The 22,837-nt window shown below is 40.8% G+C and carries 19 protein-coding genes; 17 read left to right on the top strand and 2 right to left on the bottom strand.

Going from position 1 to position 22,837, the window contains the following annotated elements; all coding sequences use genetic code 11:
* Nucleotides 1-193 precede the first annotated feature (193 nt).
* From hemE to MKY27_RS14725, 6 genes are all read left to right on the top strand, one after another.
* Nucleotides 194-1,246, top strand: a complete 1,053-nt coding sequence (hemE, locus tag MKY27_RS14750) for a uroporphyrinogen decarboxylase (protein ID WP_339196030.1) — start codon at nucleotides 194-196, stop codon at nucleotides 1,244-1,246.
* Nucleotides 1,247-1,401: 155 nt separating this feature from the next.
* Nucleotides 1,402-2,334 carry a ferrochelatase gene (gene hemH / locus MKY27_RS14745; protein WP_251690373.1) on the top strand — a complete coding sequence of 311 codons (933 nt, stop codon included), beginning with the start codon at nucleotides 1,402-1,404 and terminating at the stop codon, nucleotides 2,332-2,334.
* Nucleotides 2,335-2,346: 12 nt separating this feature from the next.
* A complete protein-coding gene (hemY, locus tag MKY27_RS14740; protein ID WP_339199746.1) occupies nucleotides 2,347-3,780 on the top strand; it encodes a protoporphyrinogen oxidase in 1,434 nt (477 codons plus the stop codon).
* Nucleotides 3,781-3,972: 192 nt separating this feature from the next.
* Nucleotides 3,973-4,464, top strand: coding sequence for a FixH family protein (locus tag MKY27_RS14735; protein WP_339196029.1), 492 nt, complete (start codon nucleotides 3,973-3,975; stop codon nucleotides 4,462-4,464).
* Nucleotides 4,465-4,549: 85 nt separating this feature from the next.
* A complete protein-coding gene (locus tag MKY27_RS14730; protein ID WP_339173462.1) occupies nucleotides 4,550-5,125 on the top strand; it encodes a TetR/AcrR family transcriptional regulator in 576 nt (191 codons plus the stop codon).
* An 89-nt stretch (nucleotides 5,126-5,214) separates the two neighbouring features.
* Nucleotides 5,215-7,401 (top strand): YhgE/Pip domain-containing protein, encoded by a 2,187-nt coding sequence (locus MKY27_RS14725; RefSeq protein WP_339196028.1) that lies wholly within the window; start codon nucleotides 5,215-5,217, stop codon nucleotides 7,399-7,401.
* Nucleotides 7,402-7,562: 161 nt separating this feature from the next.
* On the opposite strand, the gene yhfH is transcribed toward MKY27_RS14725, so the two are convergent.
* On the bottom strand, nucleotides 7,563-7,688 hold the full coding sequence (gene yhfH / locus MKY27_RS14720; protein WP_008406441.1) for a protein YhfH: 126 nt from the start codon (nucleotides 7,686-7,688) through the stop codon (nucleotides 7,563-7,565).
* A 139-nt stretch (nucleotides 7,689-7,827) separates the two neighbouring features.
* Between yhfH and MKY27_RS14715 the strand changes: the two genes are divergently transcribed.
* From MKY27_RS14715 to MKY27_RS14685, 7 genes are all read left to right on the top strand, one after another.
* Nucleotides 7,828-8,820 (top strand): lipoate--protein ligase, encoded by a 993-nt coding sequence (locus MKY27_RS14715; protein WP_339173458.1) that lies wholly within the window; start codon nucleotides 7,828-7,830, stop codon nucleotides 8,818-8,820.
* A 154-nt stretch (nucleotides 8,821-8,974) separates the two neighbouring features.
* Nucleotides 8,975-9,679 (top strand): response regulator transcription factor, encoded by a 705-nt coding sequence (locus MKY27_RS14710; protein ID WP_339173456.1) that lies wholly within the window; start codon nucleotides 8,975-8,977, stop codon nucleotides 9,677-9,679.
* Nucleotides 9,679-10,662 carry a sensor histidine kinase gene (locus tag MKY27_RS14705; RefSeq protein WP_339196027.1) on the top strand — a complete coding sequence of 328 codons (984 nt, stop codon included), beginning with the start codon at nucleotides 9,679-9,681 and terminating at the stop codon, nucleotides 10,660-10,662. Before MKY27_RS14710 ends, MKY27_RS14705 begins: the two co-directional genes overlap by 1 nt.
* Before the next feature lie 49 nt (nucleotides 10,663-10,711).
* Nucleotides 10,712-11,485, top strand: coding sequence for an ABC transporter ATP-binding protein (locus MKY27_RS14700; protein ID WP_339196026.1), 774 nt, complete (start codon nucleotides 10,712-10,714; stop codon nucleotides 11,483-11,485).
* Nucleotides 11,457-13,391 (top strand): ABC transporter permease, encoded by a 1,935-nt coding sequence (locus MKY27_RS14695; protein ID WP_339173452.1) that lies wholly within the window; start codon nucleotides 11,457-11,459, stop codon nucleotides 13,389-13,391. Before MKY27_RS14700 ends, MKY27_RS14695 begins: the two co-directional genes overlap by 29 nt.
* 138 nt (nucleotides 13,392-13,529) lie before the next feature.
* Complete coding sequence (locus MKY27_RS14690; RefSeq protein ID WP_339173451.1) at nucleotides 13,530-15,080, top strand: fatty acid--CoA ligase family protein; 1,551 nt, start codon at nucleotides 13,530-13,532, stop codon at nucleotides 15,078-15,080.
* A 1,134-nt stretch (nucleotides 15,081-16,214) separates the two neighbouring features.
* Nucleotides 16,215-18,188 (top strand): S9 family peptidase, encoded by a 1,974-nt coding sequence (locus tag MKY27_RS14685; protein WP_339196025.1) that lies wholly within the window; start codon nucleotides 16,215-16,217, stop codon nucleotides 18,186-18,188.
* A 52-nt stretch (nucleotides 18,189-18,240) separates the two neighbouring features.
* Here MKY27_RS14685 and MKY27_RS14680 read toward each other — a convergent pair whose 3' ends face one another.
* Nucleotides 18,241-19,017: an enoyl-CoA hydratase-related protein gene (locus MKY27_RS14680; RefSeq protein WP_339173447.1), complete on the bottom strand. Its 777-nt coding sequence runs from the start codon at nucleotides 19,015-19,017 to the stop codon at nucleotides 18,241-18,243.
* 119 nt (nucleotides 19,018-19,136) lie between these two features.
* Between MKY27_RS14680 and MKY27_RS14675 the strand changes: the two genes are divergently transcribed.
* The 4 genes from MKY27_RS14675 to hprK all read left to right on the top strand — a co-directional run bounded on the left by MKY27_RS14675 (nucleotide 19,137) and on the right by hprK (nucleotide 22,823).
* The gene (locus MKY27_RS14675; protein ID WP_339196024.1) at nucleotides 19,137-20,375 is read left to right on the top strand and encodes an HDOD domain-containing protein; all 1,239 of its coding nucleotides are present in this window, start codon (nucleotides 19,137-19,139) and stop codon (nucleotides 20,373-20,375) included.
* Nucleotides 20,376-20,491: 116 nt separating this feature from the next.
* Nucleotides 20,492-21,346: a YitT family protein gene (locus MKY27_RS14670; protein WP_339196023.1), complete on the top strand. Its 855-nt coding sequence runs from the start codon at nucleotides 20,492-20,494 to the stop codon at nucleotides 21,344-21,346.
* Nucleotides 21,347-21,397: 51 nt separating this feature from the next.
* Nucleotides 21,398-21,712 (top strand): cytochrome c551, encoded by a 315-nt coding sequence (gene cccB, locus MKY27_RS14665; protein ID WP_339173443.1) that lies wholly within the window; start codon nucleotides 21,398-21,400, stop codon nucleotides 21,710-21,712.
* Nucleotides 21,713-21,884: 172 nt separating this feature from the next.
* Nucleotides 21,885-22,823 (top strand): HPr(Ser) kinase/phosphatase, encoded by a 939-nt coding sequence (gene hprK, locus MKY27_RS14660; RefSeq protein ID WP_339173441.1) that lies wholly within the window; start codon nucleotides 21,885-21,887, stop codon nucleotides 22,821-22,823.
* The last annotated feature ends 14 nt before the right edge of the window (nucleotides 22,824-22,837 follow it).

Below are 22,837 nucleotides of genomic sequence, written 5' to 3'. Positions count from 1 at the left end.
ACTATTATTTCCATTTATAAAGATGTTCAAGCCATTTGTCAAAAAGTTCTATAGCAGAAGAGACAATTTTATGACATTTATTGAAGAAATCTATACAATTATTAATGAAAAGTTTATAGTCGATCATGGATATCAATGACGTTTTTGAGGTATAGAATAAAAAAGAATTTATTTTAAGGGGTAGAAATCAAAAATGATGAAATTTAATGACACATTATTACGTGCTGCTCGCGGTGAGCAAGTAGAACATACGCCGGTTTGGTTTATGCGCCAGGCAGGCCGTTCACAGCCAGAATATCGTGAAATAAAAGAAAAATATTCATTAGAAGAGATTACAATGCAGCCGGAGTTATGTGCATATGTGACGCGTTTACCTGTTGAACAATACAATGTAGATGCTGCGATTCTTTATAAAGATATCGTTACCCCTTTACCAGGAATGGGAATTGATGTGAAAATAAAAGCGGGAATCGGTCCGGTTATTTCAAACCCTATCCGTTCAGCTGCTGATGTAGAAAAATTACGTGATTTTAATGCACAAGAGCATACACCTTACGTGCTTGAAACAATTAAAATGTTAACGACAGAACAGTTAAATGTTCCGTTAATCGGTTTTGGCGGTGCTCCGTTTACGCTTGCAAGCTATATGATCGAAGGCGGCCCGAGCAAAAACTACGCTAAAACAAAGTCATTCATGGTTTCGCAGCCAAAAGCATGGTTTGCGTTAATGGACAAACTGGCTGATATGATTATTGTGGATATTACAGCACAAGTAGAAGCTGGTGCAAAGGCAATCCAAATTTTCGATTCTTGGGTTGGTGCATTAAATGTAGAAGATTACCGTATTTTCATTAAACCGACGATGACACGCATTTTTGCTGAATTGCGCGCATTGAATGTGCCGTTAATCCAATTCGGTGTAGGTGCATCGCATTTAGTAAAAGAATGGCATGACCTGCCTGTTGATGTCGTAGGTTTGGACTGGCGTTTACCAATCCGTGAAGCAGAAGCGCGCGGCGTAACAAAAGCGGTACAAGGGAACTTGGATCCTACATTATTACTGGCAGACTGGAACGTAATCGAAGCAAGAGCGAAAGATATCGTTGATCAAGGTTTAGCACATACAGGCGGACATATTTTCAACTTAGGCCACGGTGTCTTCCCAGAAGTAGATCCAGCTGTCTTAAAACGACTAACAACATTTGTACATGAATACAGCCGCGAACAAATCGCAAAACGTTCATAATACAACAATAAATTCAAATTTGATTATTCACCGGTATAGGTGAGAAAACTATATAAGATGAAGGTTGACTGGAGAACCCAAAAACTAAATGGGATGTAAAACCTTTAAAACTAACAAAAAAGAAACGTGTTTAAAAACATGCAGAGGTGACTTACATGAAAGAAGTACGCGGGTTATTAGTAATGGCTTATGGTACGCCATATAAAGAAGAAGATATCGAACGTTATTACACACATATTCGTCACGGCCGTAAACCGAGCCAGGAACATTTGGACGACTTAACAGAACGCTACCGTGCAATCGGCGGTATTTCTCCGCTTGCGAAAATGACGGAAGCACAGGCTCATGCATTATGTGCACGTTTGAACGAAGTACAGGACGAAGTGGAATATAAAGTATTTATCGGCTTGAAGCATATCGAACCATTTGTAGAAGATGCAGTAGAAGCAATGGTGAAAGAAGGAATCACGGAAGCGGTATCGATTGTTTTAGCACCACACTTCTCAACATTCTCGATTAAATCTTACAATGGACGAGCGAAAGAAGCTGCAGAAAAATTAGGCGGTACATTAAATATCACTTCTGTTGAAGCGTGGTATGACGAGCCTAAATTCATTGAGTTCTGGAAAAATGCCGTAAATGGCGAGTTGGCAAAAATGACAGAAGAAGAACGCGCAAATGCTTGCTTAATCGTGTCTAACCACTCATTACCGGAAAAAATTAAACTTGCAGGCGACCCGTATGAAGAGCAGTTAATCGAAACAGCACGTTTAATTGAAGAGGCTTCTGATATTGTGAATGTTGAAGTAGGCTGGCAGTCAGCCGGACAAACACCGGAGCCATGGCTAGGACCGGACGTACAGGATTTAACAAAGGAATTATTTGAGCAAAAAGGTTATAAAGCTTTCATCTATACACCAGTAGGATTTGTTACAGAGCATTTAGAAGTGTTATATGATAATGACATTGAGTGTAAAGTTGTTTGTGACGAAATCGGTGCAAGCTACTATCGCCCGACAATGCCAAATACACATCCTTTATTCATTGATGCAATGGTAGATGCTATCAATAAAAAATTAGCGAAATAGTAGAGAGTGATGATGAGGGTGACTTTAAAAAGGAACAAGGTTGTTATCGTTGGCGGTGGCATCACTGGTTTAACGACGGCATACTATTTACAGCAAAAAACGAAGGCGCATAATTTACCGATAGATATCGTGCTGATCGAAGCGTCACTACGTTTAGGTGGTAAGATCCATACTGTAAGACAAAATGGATATATTATCGAACGTGGGCCTGAATCGTTTTTTGATACAGGTAGCAGTGTCCGAAAGTTGGCACGTGATTTAAATATCGAACATGAGATGATTCAAAATAATTATGGTCGAACATTCATCGCAGTTGGCAGCAAGTTACACCAAATTCCGAGCAATATTCTGCTCGGGGGGTCACCTAAAATCTTACCGTTCATGACATCGAATGTTCTATCTTTAATGGGGAAATTTCGCGCAGCAGGGGATTTATTATTACCGAAATTACCGCATGCGGCTGACGAACCGATCAGTGAGTTTTTCAATCGGCGTTTTGGCAGAGAAGTTGTCGAAAATTTAGTTGAGCCGGTATTGGCAGGTACTTTTGCAGGCGATGTCGACCATCTTAGTATGCAATCGATGTTCCCGCAATTTTACCAGTTGGAAAAAGACTACCGCAGTTTACTGCTCGGTATGAAAAAAACTGGTAAAGGTATTTACGCGCTCGTGGATACACCAGGTGAACTACATTATGAATCATTTGAAAATGGGCTGGAATCATTGATTGAAACATTGGAAAATGCTTTAACCGATGTTACGATTTTAAAAGGGTTGAAAGTGAATTCCATCGAAAATAATATGGATGATACTCACCTTATTGAATTGAATGATGGGACGTCTATACAGGCGGACAAAGTCGTTGTAACGACACCATTTAATGTAACGAAAAGAATCTTCCCGGACTCTGTAACTATGCAGCAAGTTCCGGATATGAATTATGCTACAATTGCCACGGTGACGATGGCATTCGAAAAAGGATCAATGCAAAAATATGAAGATGCGCTGAACTTCTTCGTTTCACGCAATAGTCATTTTGCTATTACAAGCTGTACGTGGAGTCACCGTAAATGGGATAATGTCTCCCCGGATGGCCATGAACTGTTGAGGGTTTATATTGGCCGTGTAGGCGACGAATCGATTGTGGAGCTGCCCGACAGTGAAATTGAAAAAATCGTATTGCAGGATCTGGAACGGGCGGTAGGTTTGAATGCCTCGCCATTGTTGACAACAGTTGCCCGCTGGAAGGAAGCAATGCCTCAATATACAATTGGTCATGAGTCGCGCATGTCTACTATGAAAGAGCAGTTCTATCAAGAGTTTCCGAATGTCTATTTAACAGGAAGCTCCTATGAGGGAATTAGTATTCCGGACTGTGTCTTCCAAGGAAGAACGACTGCCGAGCAATTACTCAACCAATTGTCCGAAGCTAAATTGGCAATATAACATCAATAGAATGATTGAATGAAATGCTGTATTAAAAGTGAGTCGCTTTTAATGCAGTGTTTTTATTTTGGATAATTTTTCAATGGTTCACAAATTTATCTTAAATTTAGTATGCATCGGTAAGGTTTTTTTAGTACGCTAATAACGATAGGATGCATTACATAATTGTTCGTAAGGATGGGAGATTTAACGATGAGAAAATGGCTTTACAGTTTAGTTGCAGTACCTTTTTTACTGGTAGGGTGTGGGGATGAGCCGGAAGTGGAAACGCTTGATACTGCCGAGGTACCGTCAATTATCGATGTACATATTCAAACAGCTGAACAATTGAATACAGGGGAAACGATTCAGCTTGCGGCACGTGTGACTCAGGATGAAGAAGCGGTAAATGATGCGAAAGAAGTGAAGTTTGAAGTATGGGAATCGGGTCTCCGTGATGAAGGGGAGATGCTGGACGCAGAACTGACAGAAGACGGAATCTATGTAGCTGACTATACGTTTGACCATGATGGCGTATACTATATGTTTGCCCATACGACGGCGCGCGGCATGCATGTCATGCCAAAGCAGGAGCTGATTGTCGGCAACCCGGATATGAGCAAAGTGCTGGAAGATACAAGTTCTGATTCGATGGAGCACGACGAAGAACAGGATGAAGAAAAAGAAGAAGAACATAACCATTAAATATTGCAATATAAGAAGAACGGTGTATAATAGTGACTGAATGACCGAAGTGTTCATTTGGTCACTTTTTTGAGGAGGTGGATTTATGGATCGTCGACATGAAATTTTAATAGCTGCTACAAAGTCTTTCACATTATTTGGCTATAAGGCAACAACGATTGAACAAGTTGCTAAAATTGCAAATGTAGGGAAAGGGACTATTTATACGTTTTTTAAAAATAAAGAAGAGCTGTTTCAGGAAGTTGTATTCCACTTAATCGGTGAAATGAAGCGCGAAACAGATCAGCTAATCGATACAAACGCGAGCTTTATGCAAAATGCCCATACAGCATTGATGAAAATGCTGCAGTTCCGTGAGCGTCATTTACTGTTTGCCAAACTAATAGAAGAGGAAACAGCACTGGGCACTCCTGAAGTACAGCAAATGCTGTTAAAAATCGAGTCGGAAATCATTTCATACGTCTCTTCGCGGATTCGTAACGGCATTGCAAAAGATGAGGTCATCGATTGTAATCCTGAACATGTCGCTTTTTTATTGTTTAAATCGTATTTGGCTTTTATTGTAGACTGGCAGTTGACACATAAAGAACCACTAAACGAGCAAGAAATTCTGACATTATTCAGCGAAACCATTTTCCGTGGTTTGGCAAAGAAAAAGTAGTTGTCACTTCCAGGTGAAGTGCTTTCTTTTTACCATAAAATGACCGAATGACGATATCGGTCATTTAGTTTTTGAAGGAGGAAATTAGTGTGATAAAAGCAGAATGGCTGAAGATTTTTAAAACGAAGAAAATGCTTATTTCAGTTATTGCCGTTCTATTTGTTCCTGTTATGTACAGCGGGATGTTCTTATGGGCATTTTGGGATCCATATGCCAATTTAAAGGACTTACCGGTTGCCGTTGTCAATGAAGACACCGGAGCTGTAATGGATGAGGAAACAATAGAGCTCGGCCAAACATTGGTCGATAAGCTGATAGAAAGTGAACAATTCCACTTTGAGGAAGTTGATGCAAAGGAAGCGGACCAAAAATTAAAAGATCAAAAATATTATATTTTAATTAAAATTCCGGAAAACTTCTCAGAGCATGCCACTACATTATTAGATGATGAACCACAGAAATTGGTTATTGATTATATTCCAAATGAAGGTTTCAACTTTTTAGGTGCACAAATTGGTGAAACGGCAATGGATCGCATTAAAGCGGAAGTAAATACGCAAGTTTCAGCAACATATGCGGAAAAATTATTTGATTCCATTACACAGCTTGGTGACGGTTTTAACGAAGCAGCAGATGGAGCAGGGCAACTGGATGAAGGGGCAGCAAAACTGGCTGATGGCGCTGAAGAGCTAAAAGGCTATTTAGAGCAATTGGCATCAAGCTCTGTTCAATTATCCGATGGTACTGACACATTAGTTACTGGTGCTAAAAGTGCTGCAAAAGGTGCTTCCGATCTGGCGGCAGGTGTAGCAAAAATTGCGGATGGCAGCAGCCAATTGGAAGCAGGAGCAAAATCTGCAGCAGATGGTGCAACTACATTGCAACAAGGTATTGAAAGCTATACGAATGGTGTAGCACAAGTCGCGAACGGACAAAGGGATCTTACATCCGGTCAAGCAAGCTTAGCTGAAAACCTGAAATTATTAACACAAGGTACAGCGAATATCGATGACAAAGTAAAAGCGCTGGCAGATGGTTCAGCTAATGTAGCAGGCGGTATGGATCAGTTGGCATCCCAGCTGGAAGCGATCTTACCAATGCTGCCAGAAGAGAATCAAGCAGCATTAAAAAATGCACTAGCTCAGCTTCAAGAAGGCAGTAAACAAGTAAGTGGCGGTTTAAGCCAGCTACACGCAGGAACTAACGGATTGGACGATAAAATTGCGGCAATCAGTGAAGGTGCAAATCAATTAAATGCAGGGCAACAACAAGTAACTGCAGGTGTTTCACAATTACAGCAAAATTCTGCACAGTTGATAGCAGGTGCTAAATCATTGGCACAAGGCAATACGACAATTGCCGGAAAACTAAATGAATTATCAGCAGGCGCATCAAGTGCTGCAACAGGTGCCAACACATTAGCGCAAGGTTTGAACTCATTAGTAGATGGTTCGAATAAATTATATGACGGCACTAGCTTATTGGCTGAAAAATCAGGTGAGTTGGCACAAGGTTCTACTACTTTAGCGGACGGTACGAAAGAGTTGAAGGATGGTACGACAACTTTATCTGAAAAATTAACGGAAGCCGGCGAAAAAGCCGCTGTTAATCCGACTGAAGAGACATACGATATGGTCGGTTCTCCAGTAGAGGTCGAAAAAGAATCTGTCAACCATGTGCCGAATTATGGTACAGGTTTTGCACCATACTTTATTTCATTAGGATTATTCGTTGGGGCACTATTAATTTCGATTGTATTCCCATTTGTTGAACCAGCCGTTATTCCGAAAAACAGTGCAAGCTGGTTTGTAAGTAAAGTAACAGTATTAATCGGTGTCGGATTGGTACAGTCATTTATTACGATTGCCATTGTTGTTTGGGGGCTTGGACTTGAGGTAAATAATATGCCGCAGTTCATTCTGACAACAATTATTACTAGCTTTACATTTTTAGCTATGGTTCAATTGCTTGTATCAGTGTTTGGTGATCCAGGACGATTTATTGCCATCGTCGTGTTGATTCTTCAATTAACAACTAGTGCAGGGACATTCCCGATTGAGCTAGTACCAGAGCAATTGCATTTCTTCAATAAAATTTTACCGATGACGTTCTCTGTACAAGGCTTCAAAGCAGCCATTTCAACTGGTGATACATCATTCCTAATGTTCAACTGGTCGATTTTAGGTGCAGTGATGGTTTCATGCTTAGCAATCACTTTCGGTTACTTTGCATTGCTTTATAAAAAACGTTATTCAAAACAACCTACAGAACAATAAAAAGAAAAAGCATGGATTCGGGTATTTTCCCTTGAATCCATGCTTTTTTTATACAGAAAAAACCACGAGCATTGAGCAAACTCGTGGTTCATGAAAGTTATTATAGGTTCATCTTACTAAGATGAAGTTGTCAGTAATGCGAATTAAACAGTGTAAAAGAATTAAAGAGAGTTACATTTATCACAATTGTTGCTGTAGCACTCGCTTTGTTCTTCGATTTTATCACCGCATTGAACGCAAATTTTATCAGGTAGATTCTTGAAAAATTCCACTACGTTTTCTAACATTGTGCATGCCTCCTTTAAGTTTCTGTTATATTACTTCTGTTTATATATTGTATTGTATTATAACAGTTTTAATTCGTCAACACAAAATGCCTAAATTAAGTTAAAATATAAATGGACGATTTTTGAAGGAGTGAGCCTTTTGTATTTTATCGATAATAAAGGAATTACAGATCCGCGTATTAACTTGGCAATAGAAGAGTATATACTGAAAAACATGGATATCGAAAAGGATGATTTTTTACTGTTCTATATTAATCAGCCTTCGATTATCATCGGAAAAAATCAAAACACGATCGAAGAAATCAATACAGATTACGTTGAAGAAAACGGAATCATTGTAGTACGTCGTCTTTCTGGCGGTGGGGCAGTTTATCATGATTTAAACAATCTGAACTTCAGCTTCCTGACTAAAGATGACGGCAACAGCTTCAGCAACTATAAAAAATTCACACAGCCTGTTGTTGATGCACTTGCAAAATTAGGGGTTAACTCTGAGCTTTCAGGCCGTAACGATATTTTGGCTGAAGGGAAAAAGGTTTCAGGCAATGCCCAATATTCAACGCGTGGCCGCATGTTCAGCCATGGGACACTTATGTTCGACCTGGATATTGATGCTGTCGTAAACTCACTTAAAGTAAAACAGGACAAGATCGAATCAAAAGGAATTAAATCCGTGCGCTCGCGTGTTGCGAATATCATTGATTTCCTTCCAGAAAAAATTACGGTAGAACAGTTCCGTATGGAAATTTTAAAATCGATTTTCGGTGGCGAGGAAAATATTCAATATTACGAGCTAACGGAGCAGGATTGGGAAAACATCCATGAAATTTCAAAAAACCGTTACCAGTTATGGGAATGGAATTACGGAAAATCACCGCGCTTTAACATTCAAAAAACGAAGCGTTTCCCTTCAGGCAGCCTGGATATTCGCCTGGAAGTGAACAAAGGGGTCATTGAAGAGGCAAAAATCTTCGGAGATTTCTTTGGTGTCGGTGATGTGGATGAGGTTGGAGAACTTCTGGTCGGAACGAAATATGACCGTGCCGCAATTGCAGAAAAGCTGAAAGATATTGAAATCCCTGTATACTTTGGCGGGATTACGGAAGAGGATTTTCTTCATTTAATTTACTAGCAGCTTGTCAGTCAACATGAATGTAATAGAGAGTGTAGAAAAGGAGGCTCCTGTTTTCGGGAGCCCCCTTTTTTTGATACAATGGAACAATATGAACAATTAACTTATGTAGGGATATTTTAGTTGAAAACCTATCGAAAAGGAGGTCATTCAGATGGAAAAACATCGAATTTTCATCGTTGAGGATGATCCTAAAATAGCTGCACTATTGGCAGACACATTAAGAAAATACCAGTACGAAGTCGAGACGATTAAAGACTTTGATTCATTAATACAACAATGCTTAGCATTTTCTCCGCATATCATTCTACTCGACATTAATTTACCTTCCTATGACGGGTATTATTGGTGCCGGGAGCTGAGACAGTTTACGAAATGTCCGATTTTATTTATCTCCGCTCGCTCGGGGGAAATGGATCAAATATTCGCACTGGAAAATGGCGGAGATGATTTTATTATGAAGCCGTTTAACTATGAAATTGTGCTCGCTAAAATTCGCAGTCATTTGCGCCGTACATATGGAGAATATTCTGCAAGGCAGGAAGAGCGGAAAATTGTACAAGGACAGCTTACATTGTATTTGGAACGGATGGAACTTCAATTGAAGGATCTCGTCGTTCCGCTTCAAAAGAAGGAAAGTGTTATTTTAGGATTGTTAATGGGACAAGCGCCAAAAGTCGTGTCACGCGAACAGCTGTTGGAGGAATTGTGGGATGATCAGGCATTTGTTGATGAAAACACATTAAATGTGAATATGACGCGTGTTCGGAAGAAGCTGGCTGACTACGGCATTTCATCTGTTATTGAAACAGTGCGCGGAGCAGGGTACCGCTTCTTATTAAGCTCGGAGGAAATGTAATGGCGATCAAACTATTTGTGAAGGAGCATCTTTCCTATGTGATCTTTCAAGTCGTCCTCACATTATTTTTGCTTTCATTATTTTGGCTTGATGGCTTTCGCAGTATCACTACTGCCATTTATGCGATTGCGATCAGCCTTCTTTTAATCCTCTCCTTTTTAGTTGTGCGCTATATGTTGAGACGCCGGTATTTGGCGAAGATTTCCACGTTGCCTCAAACGATGGAGGATGCGCTTCAAAAGAATGCGAAAACAACGGAATATATGGAAACAGAGCGTTACTTGCATGAGCTGTACAAATTGTATCAGCATGAAGTGCAGGCGCTTTATGCGGCCCAGTCCAGACAATATAAATTTATGAACCAGTGGGTACACCAGATGAAAACCCCTGTCTCTGTTTTGGAGCTTTTGCTGCAGCAGGAAGATGAGCTGGATAAAAAAAGTGTGCAGGAAGAGACCGAACGTTTGAAACGCGGCCTTGAAATGGTTTTAGTAAATGCCCGTCTGGAAAACTTTTCGGATGATATGCAAATCGGGAAAGTGCCTTTGAAATCAGCAATCATGGCAAATGTTAATGAACATAAACGTCTGTTTATCGCCAACCGAGTGTTTCCGGAAGTGAACATTGATGACGAGTTAATCGTCATGAGTGATATGAAATGGCTGAACTTCCTTATTGGGCAGTTCATTACAAACGCGGTGAAATATACATTTGAGCCAAATAAAAAATTGTATATTACGGCGGAGCAAAAAGAACAGCATGTCCATTTGTTCATACGTGATGAAGGGGTTGGCATTCCCAAATCCGATTTACCCCGTGTGATGAAGCCGTTCTTTACAGGTGAAAATGGACGGAAAACCGGTGAATCTACCGGCATGGGACTCTATATCGCAAAGGAGATTTGTGATAAGCTCGGACACCAGCTTTTGATTACATCGGAAGTTGGTAAAGGTACACAAATTGAAGTGATTTTTCAGTCATGAGAGATTATTTTTTGATTGAAAGAAACAGACTTGGTTAAAAGGAGTTACTATGTCTATTTTACAAATTCAAGATGCTACGAAAGTTTATGAAGGAAAAGTGACGAAGCGAGCGCTCAACCAGCTTAGTTTTGAAGTCGAAAAGGGTGAGTTTGTCGCAATCATGGGTCCATCAGGCAGCGGGAAAACGACGCTTTTAAATATGGTATCGATGATCGATACGCTGACATCCGGTGAAATTATCTTCAACGGGATGAAGCCGCAAAAGCTCAACAATGAGGAACTGGCCTATTTCAGACGCCGCCAGCTTGGTTTCGTCTTCCAGGACTTTAATCTGCTGCCGACATTGACGGTGGAGGAAAATATCATTTTACCGCTGACTATTGATGAACAGCCGATTGCTGTCATGGAGGAACGGTTGAAATATTTAAGTGAGCTGCTCGATTTAACGCCAATTTTAATGAAGCGACCGAATGAAATATCAGGTGGACAAGCCCAAAGAACAGCGATTGCACGTGCACTGATCCATCAGCCGATGCTTGTTTTAGCGGATGAGCCGACAGGGAATCTGGATTCGAATGCATCGCGGGAAGTGCTGGAGCTTTTGGCAAGAATGAATAAAGAGAACGATACGACGATTTTAATGGTGACACATGATCCGATTGCGGCGAGTTATTGTGATCGTGTAATTTTTATTAAAGACGGCGAATTTTTCAATGAAATTTATACAGATGATCGTCGCCAAACATTTTTCCAAAGGATTTTAAATGTATTAAGTTTATTAGGGGGACATGTAGGTGACTTTTCTTCAATTCGCTTACCGTAACGTTTTCCGTAACTTCCGTAACTATGCAGCTTTTTTCATGGCCAGCTTTTTCAGTGTATTTGTATTCTTTATTTATTCGATGCTTATGTTTCATCCTGAAATCGAACGTGGTTTTTTAGGGGAAGTATCGATCGCCGGAATGGTGTTTGCGGAAGTCGTTCTCGTGCTGTTTTCGTGGTTTTTTATTTTCTACTCGATGCGTGCCTTTTTGGAAGCGCGCTCTAAAGAGTTCGCGATTTTACTGCATCTTGGCATGGACCGGAACCAGCTAGGAAAACTGGTTATTATCGAAACGATGACAATCGGTATTTTCTCCTGTATTTCCGGTATTGTATTCGGGTTCGCATTTTCGAAGTTTTTCTTCATGATTGTCCGTGAAATTTTAAACTTAAATGCATTGCCGCTCTATTTGTCATGGGAGCCGTTTGTGCTCACATTATTCGTTTATTTGAGCGCCTTTATCGTAATCTCGACATTGAGCATTCTGTTTACACCGGACATTAAAATACGGAACTTCATAAGAGGACCGAAGTTTGTGGATGCGGCAGTATCCTATTCAAAGCGTAATGCTATTTTAGGAATCATTCTTATTTTATGTGGATACGGTCTAGCACTCATCACAACGAAGTCATCGATTTTTTCGTATACATTACTGATTCCTGTTTTCGTGACATTGGGAACCTACTATTTCTTTTCCGATACGACACTTTATATTATTGACCGGTTGAAGGGGCATAAGCAGTTTTACTGGAAACGGGCACGCATGCTGGCGATTGCCGAACAAGTGCAGATTTTACGTTTCAATTCACGCATGTTTTTCATTGTGACACTCGTATCGACGCTTGCCTTTTTAACGGTCGGTGTCTTATCGGCGATGTCTTCCTATACATCGCAATATGACAAAATCAATCCAATCGGCCTCATCTATAAAGGGGAAATGGATAATCCATATGAAATTGAACATATTTTATCGGTCATTGATGAGCTGGAGTTTAACGGCATCAGTTATCATATGACGCGCTTTACAGTCATGCGCCAAACTTCATCGTATACGTCGAATCCGGTAGAGGTTTTCCGGGAAACGGATATTAACCATCTGCTGTTTTCGTATAAATATCCGCTCGTGAATTTAAAAAGCGGGGAAGCGATGTTCATTCCTTATTCGGAGGATTCAATTGAAAAGCTGGAGAGAACAGAAGTAAAGACAGTGTTGAAGGAAAACAATGTGGACCTGACGATTAACAGTGTGTACCCGAAAATGTTTTTCCCGACAGCTATTATTAGCAGTAACTCCATCATTATTAGTGATGAAGACTTTGAAAAGCTGACAAATGAGTTCGAGATGGCACCATATGTCGAGCCCGGCTATCATCTATTTACGTTTGATATCCCTAACTGGACTGAAACGAAAAATGTCGGAATTGATATTCAGCAGATGGTCGCTCGCGATTATTTGATCAACAGTGAATATACATTGCCGTTTTACTTTGAAAATGCGGGATTAAATTATTCTTATATATTAGCTACGTATTCTTTATTAACACTTATCGGTATATTAGTAGTAGCTGTGTTTTTACTTGCGTCGGGAAGTTTCGTCTATTTCAAAATTTATGCGAATTTGGACCGGGAGAAAAAACAGTTTGATATGCTCATTAAAATAGGGTTAAGCGGTAAAGAACTGAAGCGTCTCATTACGAGAAATTTAATGATTCAATTTTTCCTGCCGTGGGGATTAGCCTTTGTGCATAGCGCATTTGCGTTCTATGTTGTGCAAACCGTATTGAACGATGTCATGAATTTATCGATCGTAAAAGAAGTTGTATTTTCGTTTACAATGTTTGCACTTATCCAAATCGTCTACTTTTTCCTTATCCGCTGGCGCTATATTTCACATGTGCGCGGATAAATACAAAATAGAGAAAATATGATTTTAGTACAATATTTGTGAATAAACGAGATTTTCGTATTGTTTTATTAATATACTTATTCTATAATGCTAATAGAGTGAAAATTTTTTCATTTTACGCATAGGGGGATGGGTGTATTGAATTTAGTTGAAAAGGTAAGACAACAAGCTTTCGAACAACCAGAAAAAACAGCGTACTACTTTTTAGGTAAAGGCACATCTTACGGTGAATTGGAGCAATCGGTTGCACGCTTTGCAGCTGCTTTGGAAGATTTAGGTGTAAAAAAAGGCGACCATATCGCATTTTTATTAGGGAATACACCGCACTTCATCATCAGTTTATATGCATCAATGCGTATTGGTGCTGTGGCAATTCCGATTAATCCAATCTATACAGCAGATGAAATTTCATACATTATCCAAAATGGTGATGTAAAAGTTGTCATCGCACTTGATTTATTATTACCGCTTGTGGAAGCAGGGGTGCATAGATTCCCACAAGTAGAACAGTATATCATTTGCGAAACGACAGAAGACATCGGCGAAAAGTATGCCGCGCTTTCAGATGGAGCAAAAGAAAAGACGAAGCTGTTCTCACAAGTATTGGCTACAACAGCACGTACAACGGATCCTGTAGAAATCGCGCCGGATGATACGGCGATTATTCTATATACTTCCGGTACGACAGGTCATCCGAAAGGTGCCATGCTGACACATAATAATTTATTCTCGAATGCCAGAGATATTGGCGATTACTTAAAAATGACTTCAGAAGACCGTATCGTGGCAACATTGCCGGTTTTCCACGTCTTTGCATTAACGGTTGTTGTCAATTCACCGTTAACACGCGGAGCAACAATCTTATTGGCGCCGCGCTTTAGTCCGGGAGAAATTTTTGAATTGATTTCGACGTATAAAGCAACGGTATTTGCGGGTGTTCCGACAATGTATAATTTCCTTTATCAATATGACAAAGCGGATGTTGCTGCATTCTCGACAATTCGTTTAGCGATTTCAGGTGGTGCGTCATTACCTGTATCATTGCTGCATAACTTTGAGCAAAAGTTCAATGTACGAATTTCTGAAGGATATGGCTTATCGGAAGCTTCACCGGTTACTTGTTTCAACCCGACAGACCGTGAGCGTAAACCAGGCTCAATCGGACAGTCGATCAGCAATGTTGAAAATAAAGTAGTCGATGAAAATGGCGATGAAGTGGGCGTTGGTGAAGTTGGCGAGCTGATCGTACGCGGACCGAATGTCATGAAAGGCTACTACAATATGCCGGAAGAAACAGCAGTAGCTATTCGCGACGGCTGGTTATATACAGGTGACTTGGCACGAAAAGACGAGGAAGACTACTTCTACATCGTTGACCGCAAAAAGGATATGATTATTGTAGGCGGTTACAATGTGTATCCTCGTGAAGTAGAAGAAGTATTGTTCTCACATGAAGGTATTGTGGAAGCGGCGGTTGTAGGCTTCCCGGATCCGGATTTTGGTGAGTCGGTACATGCTTACGTTGTGTTAAAAGATCCGACTTTAACAATTGAAGCGATTCGCGAGTTTTGTGCAGACCGTATTGTGAAATACAAAGTGCCGACTGTTATTGAAATTTTGGACGAGCTGCCAAAAAACACAACAGGCAAAATTCTGCGCCGTTCTTTAAAAGAAATCGCAAGAACATAACATTTCAACACCTGCCATTTTGGCGGGTGTTTTTTAAAATGGTAATAAGGTGCCGGTGTTTCTATCGTTGCTTTATTGGGAGGCGCTGTGCCTTCGCAAGGCGCCTTGCGTACTTATCGGGTTCAGTCTTCTTATTAGGGTTCTTATAAGGTTCGGGTGTTTATTGGCGGGCAAGCACAAAAGTCACCAAGCCATGTTGCACATGTCTTTGCGACTTTTCTTCGTGCTTTGTGAAAGGCCCGCCAATCATAAAGTGCCGGTGTTTACATCGTTGCTTATATAGGGAGGCGCTGTGCTTACGCAAGGCGCCTTGCGTACTTATAGGGATCAGCCTTCTTATTAGGGTTCTTATAAGGTTCGGGTGTTTATTGGCGGGCAAGCACAAAAGTCACCAAGCCATGTTGCACATGTCTTTGCGACTTTTCTTCGTGCTTTGTGAAAGGCCCGCCAATCATAAAGTGCCGTTGTTTCCATCGTTCCTTATATGGGGAGGCGCTGTGCCTTCGCAAGGCGTCTTGCTTACTTATAGGGATCAGCCTTCTTATAAGGGTTCTTATAAGGTTCCGGTGTATATTGGCGGGCTAAGCACAAAAGTCACCAAGCCATGTTGCACATGTCTTTGCGACTTTTCTTCGTGCTTTGTGTAACGCCTGCCAATCATAAAGTGCCGTTGTTTCCATCGTTGTTTATATTGGGAGGCGCTGTGCCTTCGCAAGGCGCCTACTTTCTCATAAAGTATCACCTTTTTTAGAAAGGAGAAATATTTTTTGTAACAAGGGCTATCATTTTTTATAAAGAAAGATTAACTTTGTGCGTAGAACCGGCGCCTACCACTGTAAGCGCCGACTAAAGGGCGTTACGATTTAGAGCCGGACACTTTTGATTTGGCGGGTGTTCCAAGCCGCAATGCGGGTGCTCCTGTCGCTACGCTTTCGTCGCAAAGCCCAACTCGCATAAAACGTAATGCGAGTTAGGCTTCCCTGCCAAAAAAAACCCGGAACTATATTAGAAGCTCTATGAGGAGAGGGGTTAAACTTTTATTCTACATATTTTTAAAGAATTATATTTTGAAATTTCAAATAAAAGATGGTACATTGTTATTACGGAAATCGAAATAAATGAAGAGGTGTTTTAATGACAAAGTTAATTACAAAAGAAAGCTTGTTCGAAATTCAATCTATTACTAATCCGGTACTTGCGCCAAATGAGCAAGAGGCGGTATTTATTCGAACAGAGATCAATAAAGAAGAAAATAATTACAATGCCCATTTGTTCCATATTGATTTGGAATCAGGGGAAACAACGCAATGGACTTACGGCAATGAACGTGTGACAAATCCGCAGTGGTCTCCGAACGGAAAACAAGTCGCATTTTTAGTGAAGCGCAATGAAAAACAGCAACTATACATATTAAACAGCCGTGGTGGGGAAGCACAGGAAATTACGACACTACCAAATGGCGTCAATTCATTTTTATGGAGTCCTTGTGGTCAGAAAGTTTGGATTACAAGCACAGTGAAAAAAGGGCTGGATATTACGAAAGAGGAAGAAAAGGAAGATTCGAAATTCCCGAAAGCCTATGTCGTGGATAAAATGAAATACAAAGCAGACAGTATTGGTTTATTAAAACAGAACCGCTATACACAAATTGCTTCTGTTGATTTAGCTGCGAAAGAAGTAAGTACTTTTACAGAAGGCGATTATTCACATAGCTTACAGGGCATTTCACATGATGGGAAAACATTGGTGATCGGTGTGAACCGTGAAGAAAATACGGATCAAGTTTTCCGTACACCGCTTTACCTAGTGGATGTAGACACGAAAGAAGAAACAGTTCTAATAGATGAAGATGGATACTTTGGTGGTGCTGAGTTTTCATTTGATGACCGTTATATTGCATTTGGCGGTTCGGATCATTCATTCAGAAATGCTACACATGGCCATGTTTATATTTATGATACGGAAACGAAAACAACCAGGAAGCTGACGGAAATGCTGGACTTGCCTGTTGGCGATTATGCGGTTGCTGACATTCAGCAAGGTGTATCGGCTCCATCTGTAGTGTGGACGGAAAACAATGATTTGTACTTCCAAGTATCGACTGAAGGGGATATCCGCTTATATTATGCAACGTTGGAAGGCGCACTTTATCCTGCTTCACCGGAAAATGAGCATGTATACGGCTATGCAATCTTTAAAAACGGCAACCGTGCACTAATGACGGTATCCAATGGAACTTTCCCTGGAGAGCTGTTTGACTTTGATATTACTACAGGGGATCGTAAGCAGTTAACGACGTTTAACGAAAAGTTTTTACAAGAGACGACGCTGTCTGAACCGGAAGCGATTTCGTACACATCAAAAGACGGTTTAACTGTACATGGCTGGATTATGAAACCGGCACAGTATACAGAAGGTGAAAAGTATCCGTTAATTGTGGAAGTGCACGGTGGTCCGCATACTTTATACGCAAATACGTTTTTCCATGAGATGCAGTTATTGGCGGCGAAAGGGTATGGCGTGCTTTATGTGAACCCACGAGGCAGTCATGGCTATAGCCAGGAGTTTGTTGATGGAGTGCGCGGCAATTATGGTGATGGGGACTATGAAGACATTATGGCTGGTGTTGATTATGCCCTGGAAAACTATGCATGGATCGATGAGTCACGCTTAGGAATTACGGGCGGAAGCTATGGCGGCTTTATGACGAACTGGGTTGTTGGTCATACGAACCGCTTTAAAGCAGCTGTTACCCAACGTTCGATTTCAAACTGGATCAGCTTCTACGGCGTATCGGATATCGGCTATTATTTCTCGGAATGGCAAATGCTCGCTGATATGAATGATGTAGAAAAACTTTGGCACCACTCACCGCTGAAATATGCGGCTAATGTGGAAACACCGCTCCTTATTTTGCATAGTGAACGTGATTTCCGCTGCCCGATCGAGCAGGCAGAGCAACTTTATATTACGCTTAAGAAAATGGGCAAAGAGGTCGGCTTCGTCCGCTTCCCTGAATGTGACCATAACCTGTCACGTACAGGCATCCCGAACTTGCGATTAGAACGACTTGAGCAAATTACAGGATGGTTTGAGAAATACTTGTAAAATATAAAACAGGGCTTCCTACTAGAGGGGCCCTGTTTTCCTTTATTTATATTTATCTACCTTTAAACTGAGGGGTTCTTTTTTCCGCAAAAGCATTCAGTGCCTCAATGCGGTCTTCAGTAGGGATTGTCAGTTCATAGGCTTTTCGTTCAATTTGAAGACCTGTTTGAATATCTGTTTTCATTCCTTGTTTAACAGCAAATTTAGCTTGCTGGATCGCAATCGGTGCATTACGTAAAATAAGTGCGGCAAAGTCGGCCGTCACTTCGTGTAAGCTTTCCACCGGTGCCACTTTCGTTACAACACCATAATCAAGTGCTTCATGGGCAGTCATCCGTTTTGCTGTCAAAATAAGCTCCAATGCTTTTGCTTCTCCGATTAAACGCGGCAGTCGCTGTGTTCCGCCAGCACCAGGAATGATGCCTAAGCCCGTTTCTGTTAAGCCGAGTGAAACCGTTTCAGCCGCAATACGGAAATCGCAGGCAAGTGCAAGCTCAAGCCCGCCACCAAAGGCATAGCCGTTTAATACACAAATCGTCGGTTGCGGCAATTGCTCAATGAGCGTGAATACTTCTCCGAACCGGTTTAAGTTGCGTTTCACTAGTGTATCCGGCAATGTTTTTCGTTCTTTTAAGTCTGCACCAACTGAAAAGGCCTTATCACCGGAACCTGTAATGATGACAAGACGAATATCAGGGTGGATTTGGATTGATTCCATTACATTTCTTAGTTGTTCCAGCATTTCAAAATTAAAAGCGTTTAACATATCGGGGCGATCAAGTGTTACATATGCAATGAAGTCTTTTTGCTCGTATTTTACAGTATTCACATTTACTGCCTCCTTGATTTTTGTTAATCTAATTTTATAGTACATTGGAAAATTGTAAAATAACAGCAAATTCCATAATAAATAGAGAGAAAATATACAAGTATTGGGGAAATTACTAAATGGAAGTTTTTGTTGGGCGGCAACCTATATTTAACAAACATGAAGAAATCGTAGCGTATGAGTTGTTGTATCGAAATAATTACACCAACCAGTTTCCGAATATTGATGCCGATACAGCAACTGTTGAGCTGTTAATCAATTCATTTCTTTCGATCGGCATTAGAGAAGTAGCCAATGGAAAGCCATCCTTCATTAATTTTACGGAAAACCTCCTTATGCAGGAATCCGTTGATTTTATAGAGCATGGACAAATTGTTATTGAAATATTGGAGGATATTCCGATTACAGTGGCATTGGTCGAACGGCTTAAACAATTAAAACATGCGGGAAATAAAATTGCGCTTGATGATTTTGTTATAAATGAAGAAGTATTAATTTATGATGATCTTTTTCAGTACGTTGATTATATAAAAATCGATTTTTTACATACAGATGAGAATGACAGAAAAACAATCGAAAATAAGATTAAATCAAAATTTCCTCATATTAAACTATTAGCAGAAAAGGTAGAGACGCGTGAGCAGTACGAAATCGCGAAAGAATCCGGTTATTTTTTATTCCAGGGCTATTTCTTTGAAAAACCGCAAATACTGACAGCCAGAGACATACCGGCGAACCTGTTTCAATATTTCCAGATCATCTCGTTGCTGCGGGATGATGAGGCTAATATTGATGTATTGGCGGACAATATCGAGCGGGAGATTTCGTTATCCTACCGGTTGCTCAAATTAATCAATGGGTCGTCAAGGCGTCCGAGAACGAAAGTCCGCTCGATTAAGCAGGCTATTTTATTATTAGGGTTAACGGAATTACGGCGGTGGATTTATTTACTGGCGATGCGTGAATCCGATGTAAATCGAAATAGCGATGTATTTCAGGAATTAATGTATGCATCGTTGTTCAGAGCAAAGGCATCTGAAAAAGTCGCCCGTCTGAATTACAAAAGGAACTTTTCTGAGTATTTTTTAGTCGGTCTGTTTTCGTTAATTGATTCCCTTTTAAAGCGGCCGATGAATGCCATCGTGACACAATTGCCGCTATCGGAAACGATTTTGGAAACAATCTCCGGTGAACAGACGGAGATGACGCTGTATTTACAGTTTGCTACAGCTTTAAGTAAATTGGACTGGGATAAAGTCATCCCTCTAGCACGCCAACTAAATATACCGGTTGAAGGGCTTTTGCCGATGTATGAAGAAGTGAAAGTTTGGGTTGATGAGGCATTAATAATCGAATAAAAGCTGAAGAGAAGGCGTCCTATTATGGGGCGCTTTTCCTTTAGTTAGATGAAGTTCTCATTTAATGTAGGATTTGTTATAATTCAATGGAATTTACAAAAGAAGCGAGGATTTGTATGACATATAGCGCACAGAATTCTGTGAAAAACAGTGTAATGGAATATGTATTTGTCATTGTCGGCGCAGCGGTTATTGCGCTCGGCTTTAATGTGTTTTTATTTCCAAACCAGGTCGCATCCGGCGGGGTAAGCGGGATTAGTACAATTCTCCATGGAATGTTCGGGTGGAATGCCGGGATTGTTCAGTACGCGTTTAATATTCCCTTATTTATAGCAGGCGTGCTTGTGCTGGGGAAAAAATTCGGGATAAAGTCCTTTATTGGTACGGTTGCTCTTCCTTTCTTCGTTATCTTAACGGAAAGCTGGGATCCTTGGACGCTGAACCCATTATTGGGGGCTCTCTTTGGCGGTATTGTAGTCGGTTTAGGAATAGGTCTTGTATTTAAAGGGAATGCTTCAACGGGCGGTACGGATTTGCTTGCTCAAATTATTACGAAATATACAGGCTTAACATTAGGGACAAGCGTGCTGGTCATCGATGGCCTGATCGCGGTTAGTGCAGCCATTGTGTTTGATCTTGAAAAAGGGCTGTTTGCGTTAATTGGCTTATTTGTTACGACAAAGACAATTGACATTGTGCAGTTAGGATTCAGCCAATCGAAAATGGTTTACATTATTACACAGAAGGAAACGGATGTACGCGATGCGATTTATAAAGAGATCAATCGCGGGATTACGAGGCTTCCGGCATTTGGCGGTTATACGGGTGAGGAGCGTCCTGTACTCATGGTCGTTGTATATCAAACAGAGTTCACAAGGTTGAAACAAGTGCTGAAAACCGTTGATCCTCAAGCGTTTGTCATTGTTTCCGATGCCTATGAAGTACTGGGCGAAGGTTTCAAAAAAGTATAAGTTTGTTATAATCGGTAGTGGAATAGAAGTTCATTGTTGGAGGGGTTCAGAATGAAAAAGAGTTTACTTACATTAGTTTTTGGATCAGCCATTTTCCTTGCTGCGTGCGGTGGAGATGATTCGGCATCAAACGGCGGCGAAACAGCTGAAATAGACGGGAAAAGTGTTGTTCAGCAATCATGTGCAACATGCCATGGCGGCCAATTACAAGGCGGGAATGCGCCAGCGTTGAATCAATTAGGGGCAAAATATTCGGAAGAAGAGATTTTGGATATTATTTTAAATGGTAAAGACCGTATGCCTCCTGGTATTGTAAAAGGCGAAAAAGCGGAAGCAGCTGCAGAGTATTTATCAACATTAAAGTAAGTTATACATAAAAAAGATGGAGCTTTATTCGCTTCATCTTTTTTTCCCTTTTGAGCGAATGATCCCGTGATATGATTGATAATTTAAAAAACTAAGCACGTTATATATTGGAATCGGGTTAGACATGATAAAATACAGTGGAGATGCTAGAAGATAGGAGCGTACCAAATTTATGATTCAAGTAATTGCGAAAGATGTTATGGAAAAGTTTAATTTGGAGCTAGTCAGTGGAGAAGCCGGGGTTGGACGATACATAACGACGAGTGATATATCCCGTCCAGGTTTGGAAATGGCCGGTTATTTTACACATTATCCAGCTGACCGTGTTCAGCTGTTAGGTAAAACAGAGCTCTCGTTTTTTGAAATGTTGCCTGTAGAGGAAAAAAGAAGCCGGATGAAGCAGCTTTGTTCGGATGAAACACCGGCAATTATTATTTCGCGCGGTTTGGACGTGCCTCAGGAACTGATCGATGCATCGAATGAAAATCATGTCCCGGTACTTGTTACGAAGCTTACGACAACGAGATTTTCGAGCAGACTGACAAACTTTTTGGAGAGTAAGCTTGCTCCGACAACGGCCATTCATGGGGTTCTTGTCGATGTATATGGTATTGGTGTTCTGATTATCGGAAAAAGTGGTGTCGGAAAAAGTGAGACGGCACTTGAGCTTGTAAAAAAAGGACATCGGTTAGTGGCAGATGATAGTGTGGAAATTCGTCAGGAAGGCGAAAACATGCTTGTTGGCTTCCCGCCGCCATTATTGGAGCACCTGCTGGAAATTCGCGGTATTGGCATCATCGATATTATGACACTGTTCGGTGCGAGCGCAATACGTCCCTACAAGCGTATTACATTAATAATAGAGCTTGAAACATGGGATCCGGAAAAGTTTTATGATCGTCTAGGACTGGATGAGGAAAAAATGAAAATTATTGATTCAGAAGTGACAAAGCTGACAATTCCAGTACAGCCAGGACGAAACGTATCGGTAATTATTGAAGTAGCTGCGATGAACTACCGACTGAAGAAGATGGGTGTCAATGCTGCGGAGGAATTTTCACGTCGTCTGGACGATATGCTTGTTCCGAATGATGAAATAGACGATTATTAAGAGGTAGTTGAAGG

Origin of the sequence: Solibacillus sp. FSL R5-0449, from assembly GCF_037975215.1 — a bacterium.
In the GTDB taxonomy this organism is placed as follows: domain Bacteria; phylum Bacillota; class Bacilli; order Bacillales_A; family Planococcaceae; genus Solibacillus.
This window is presented reverse-complemented; position numbering and strand designations above follow the sequence as displayed.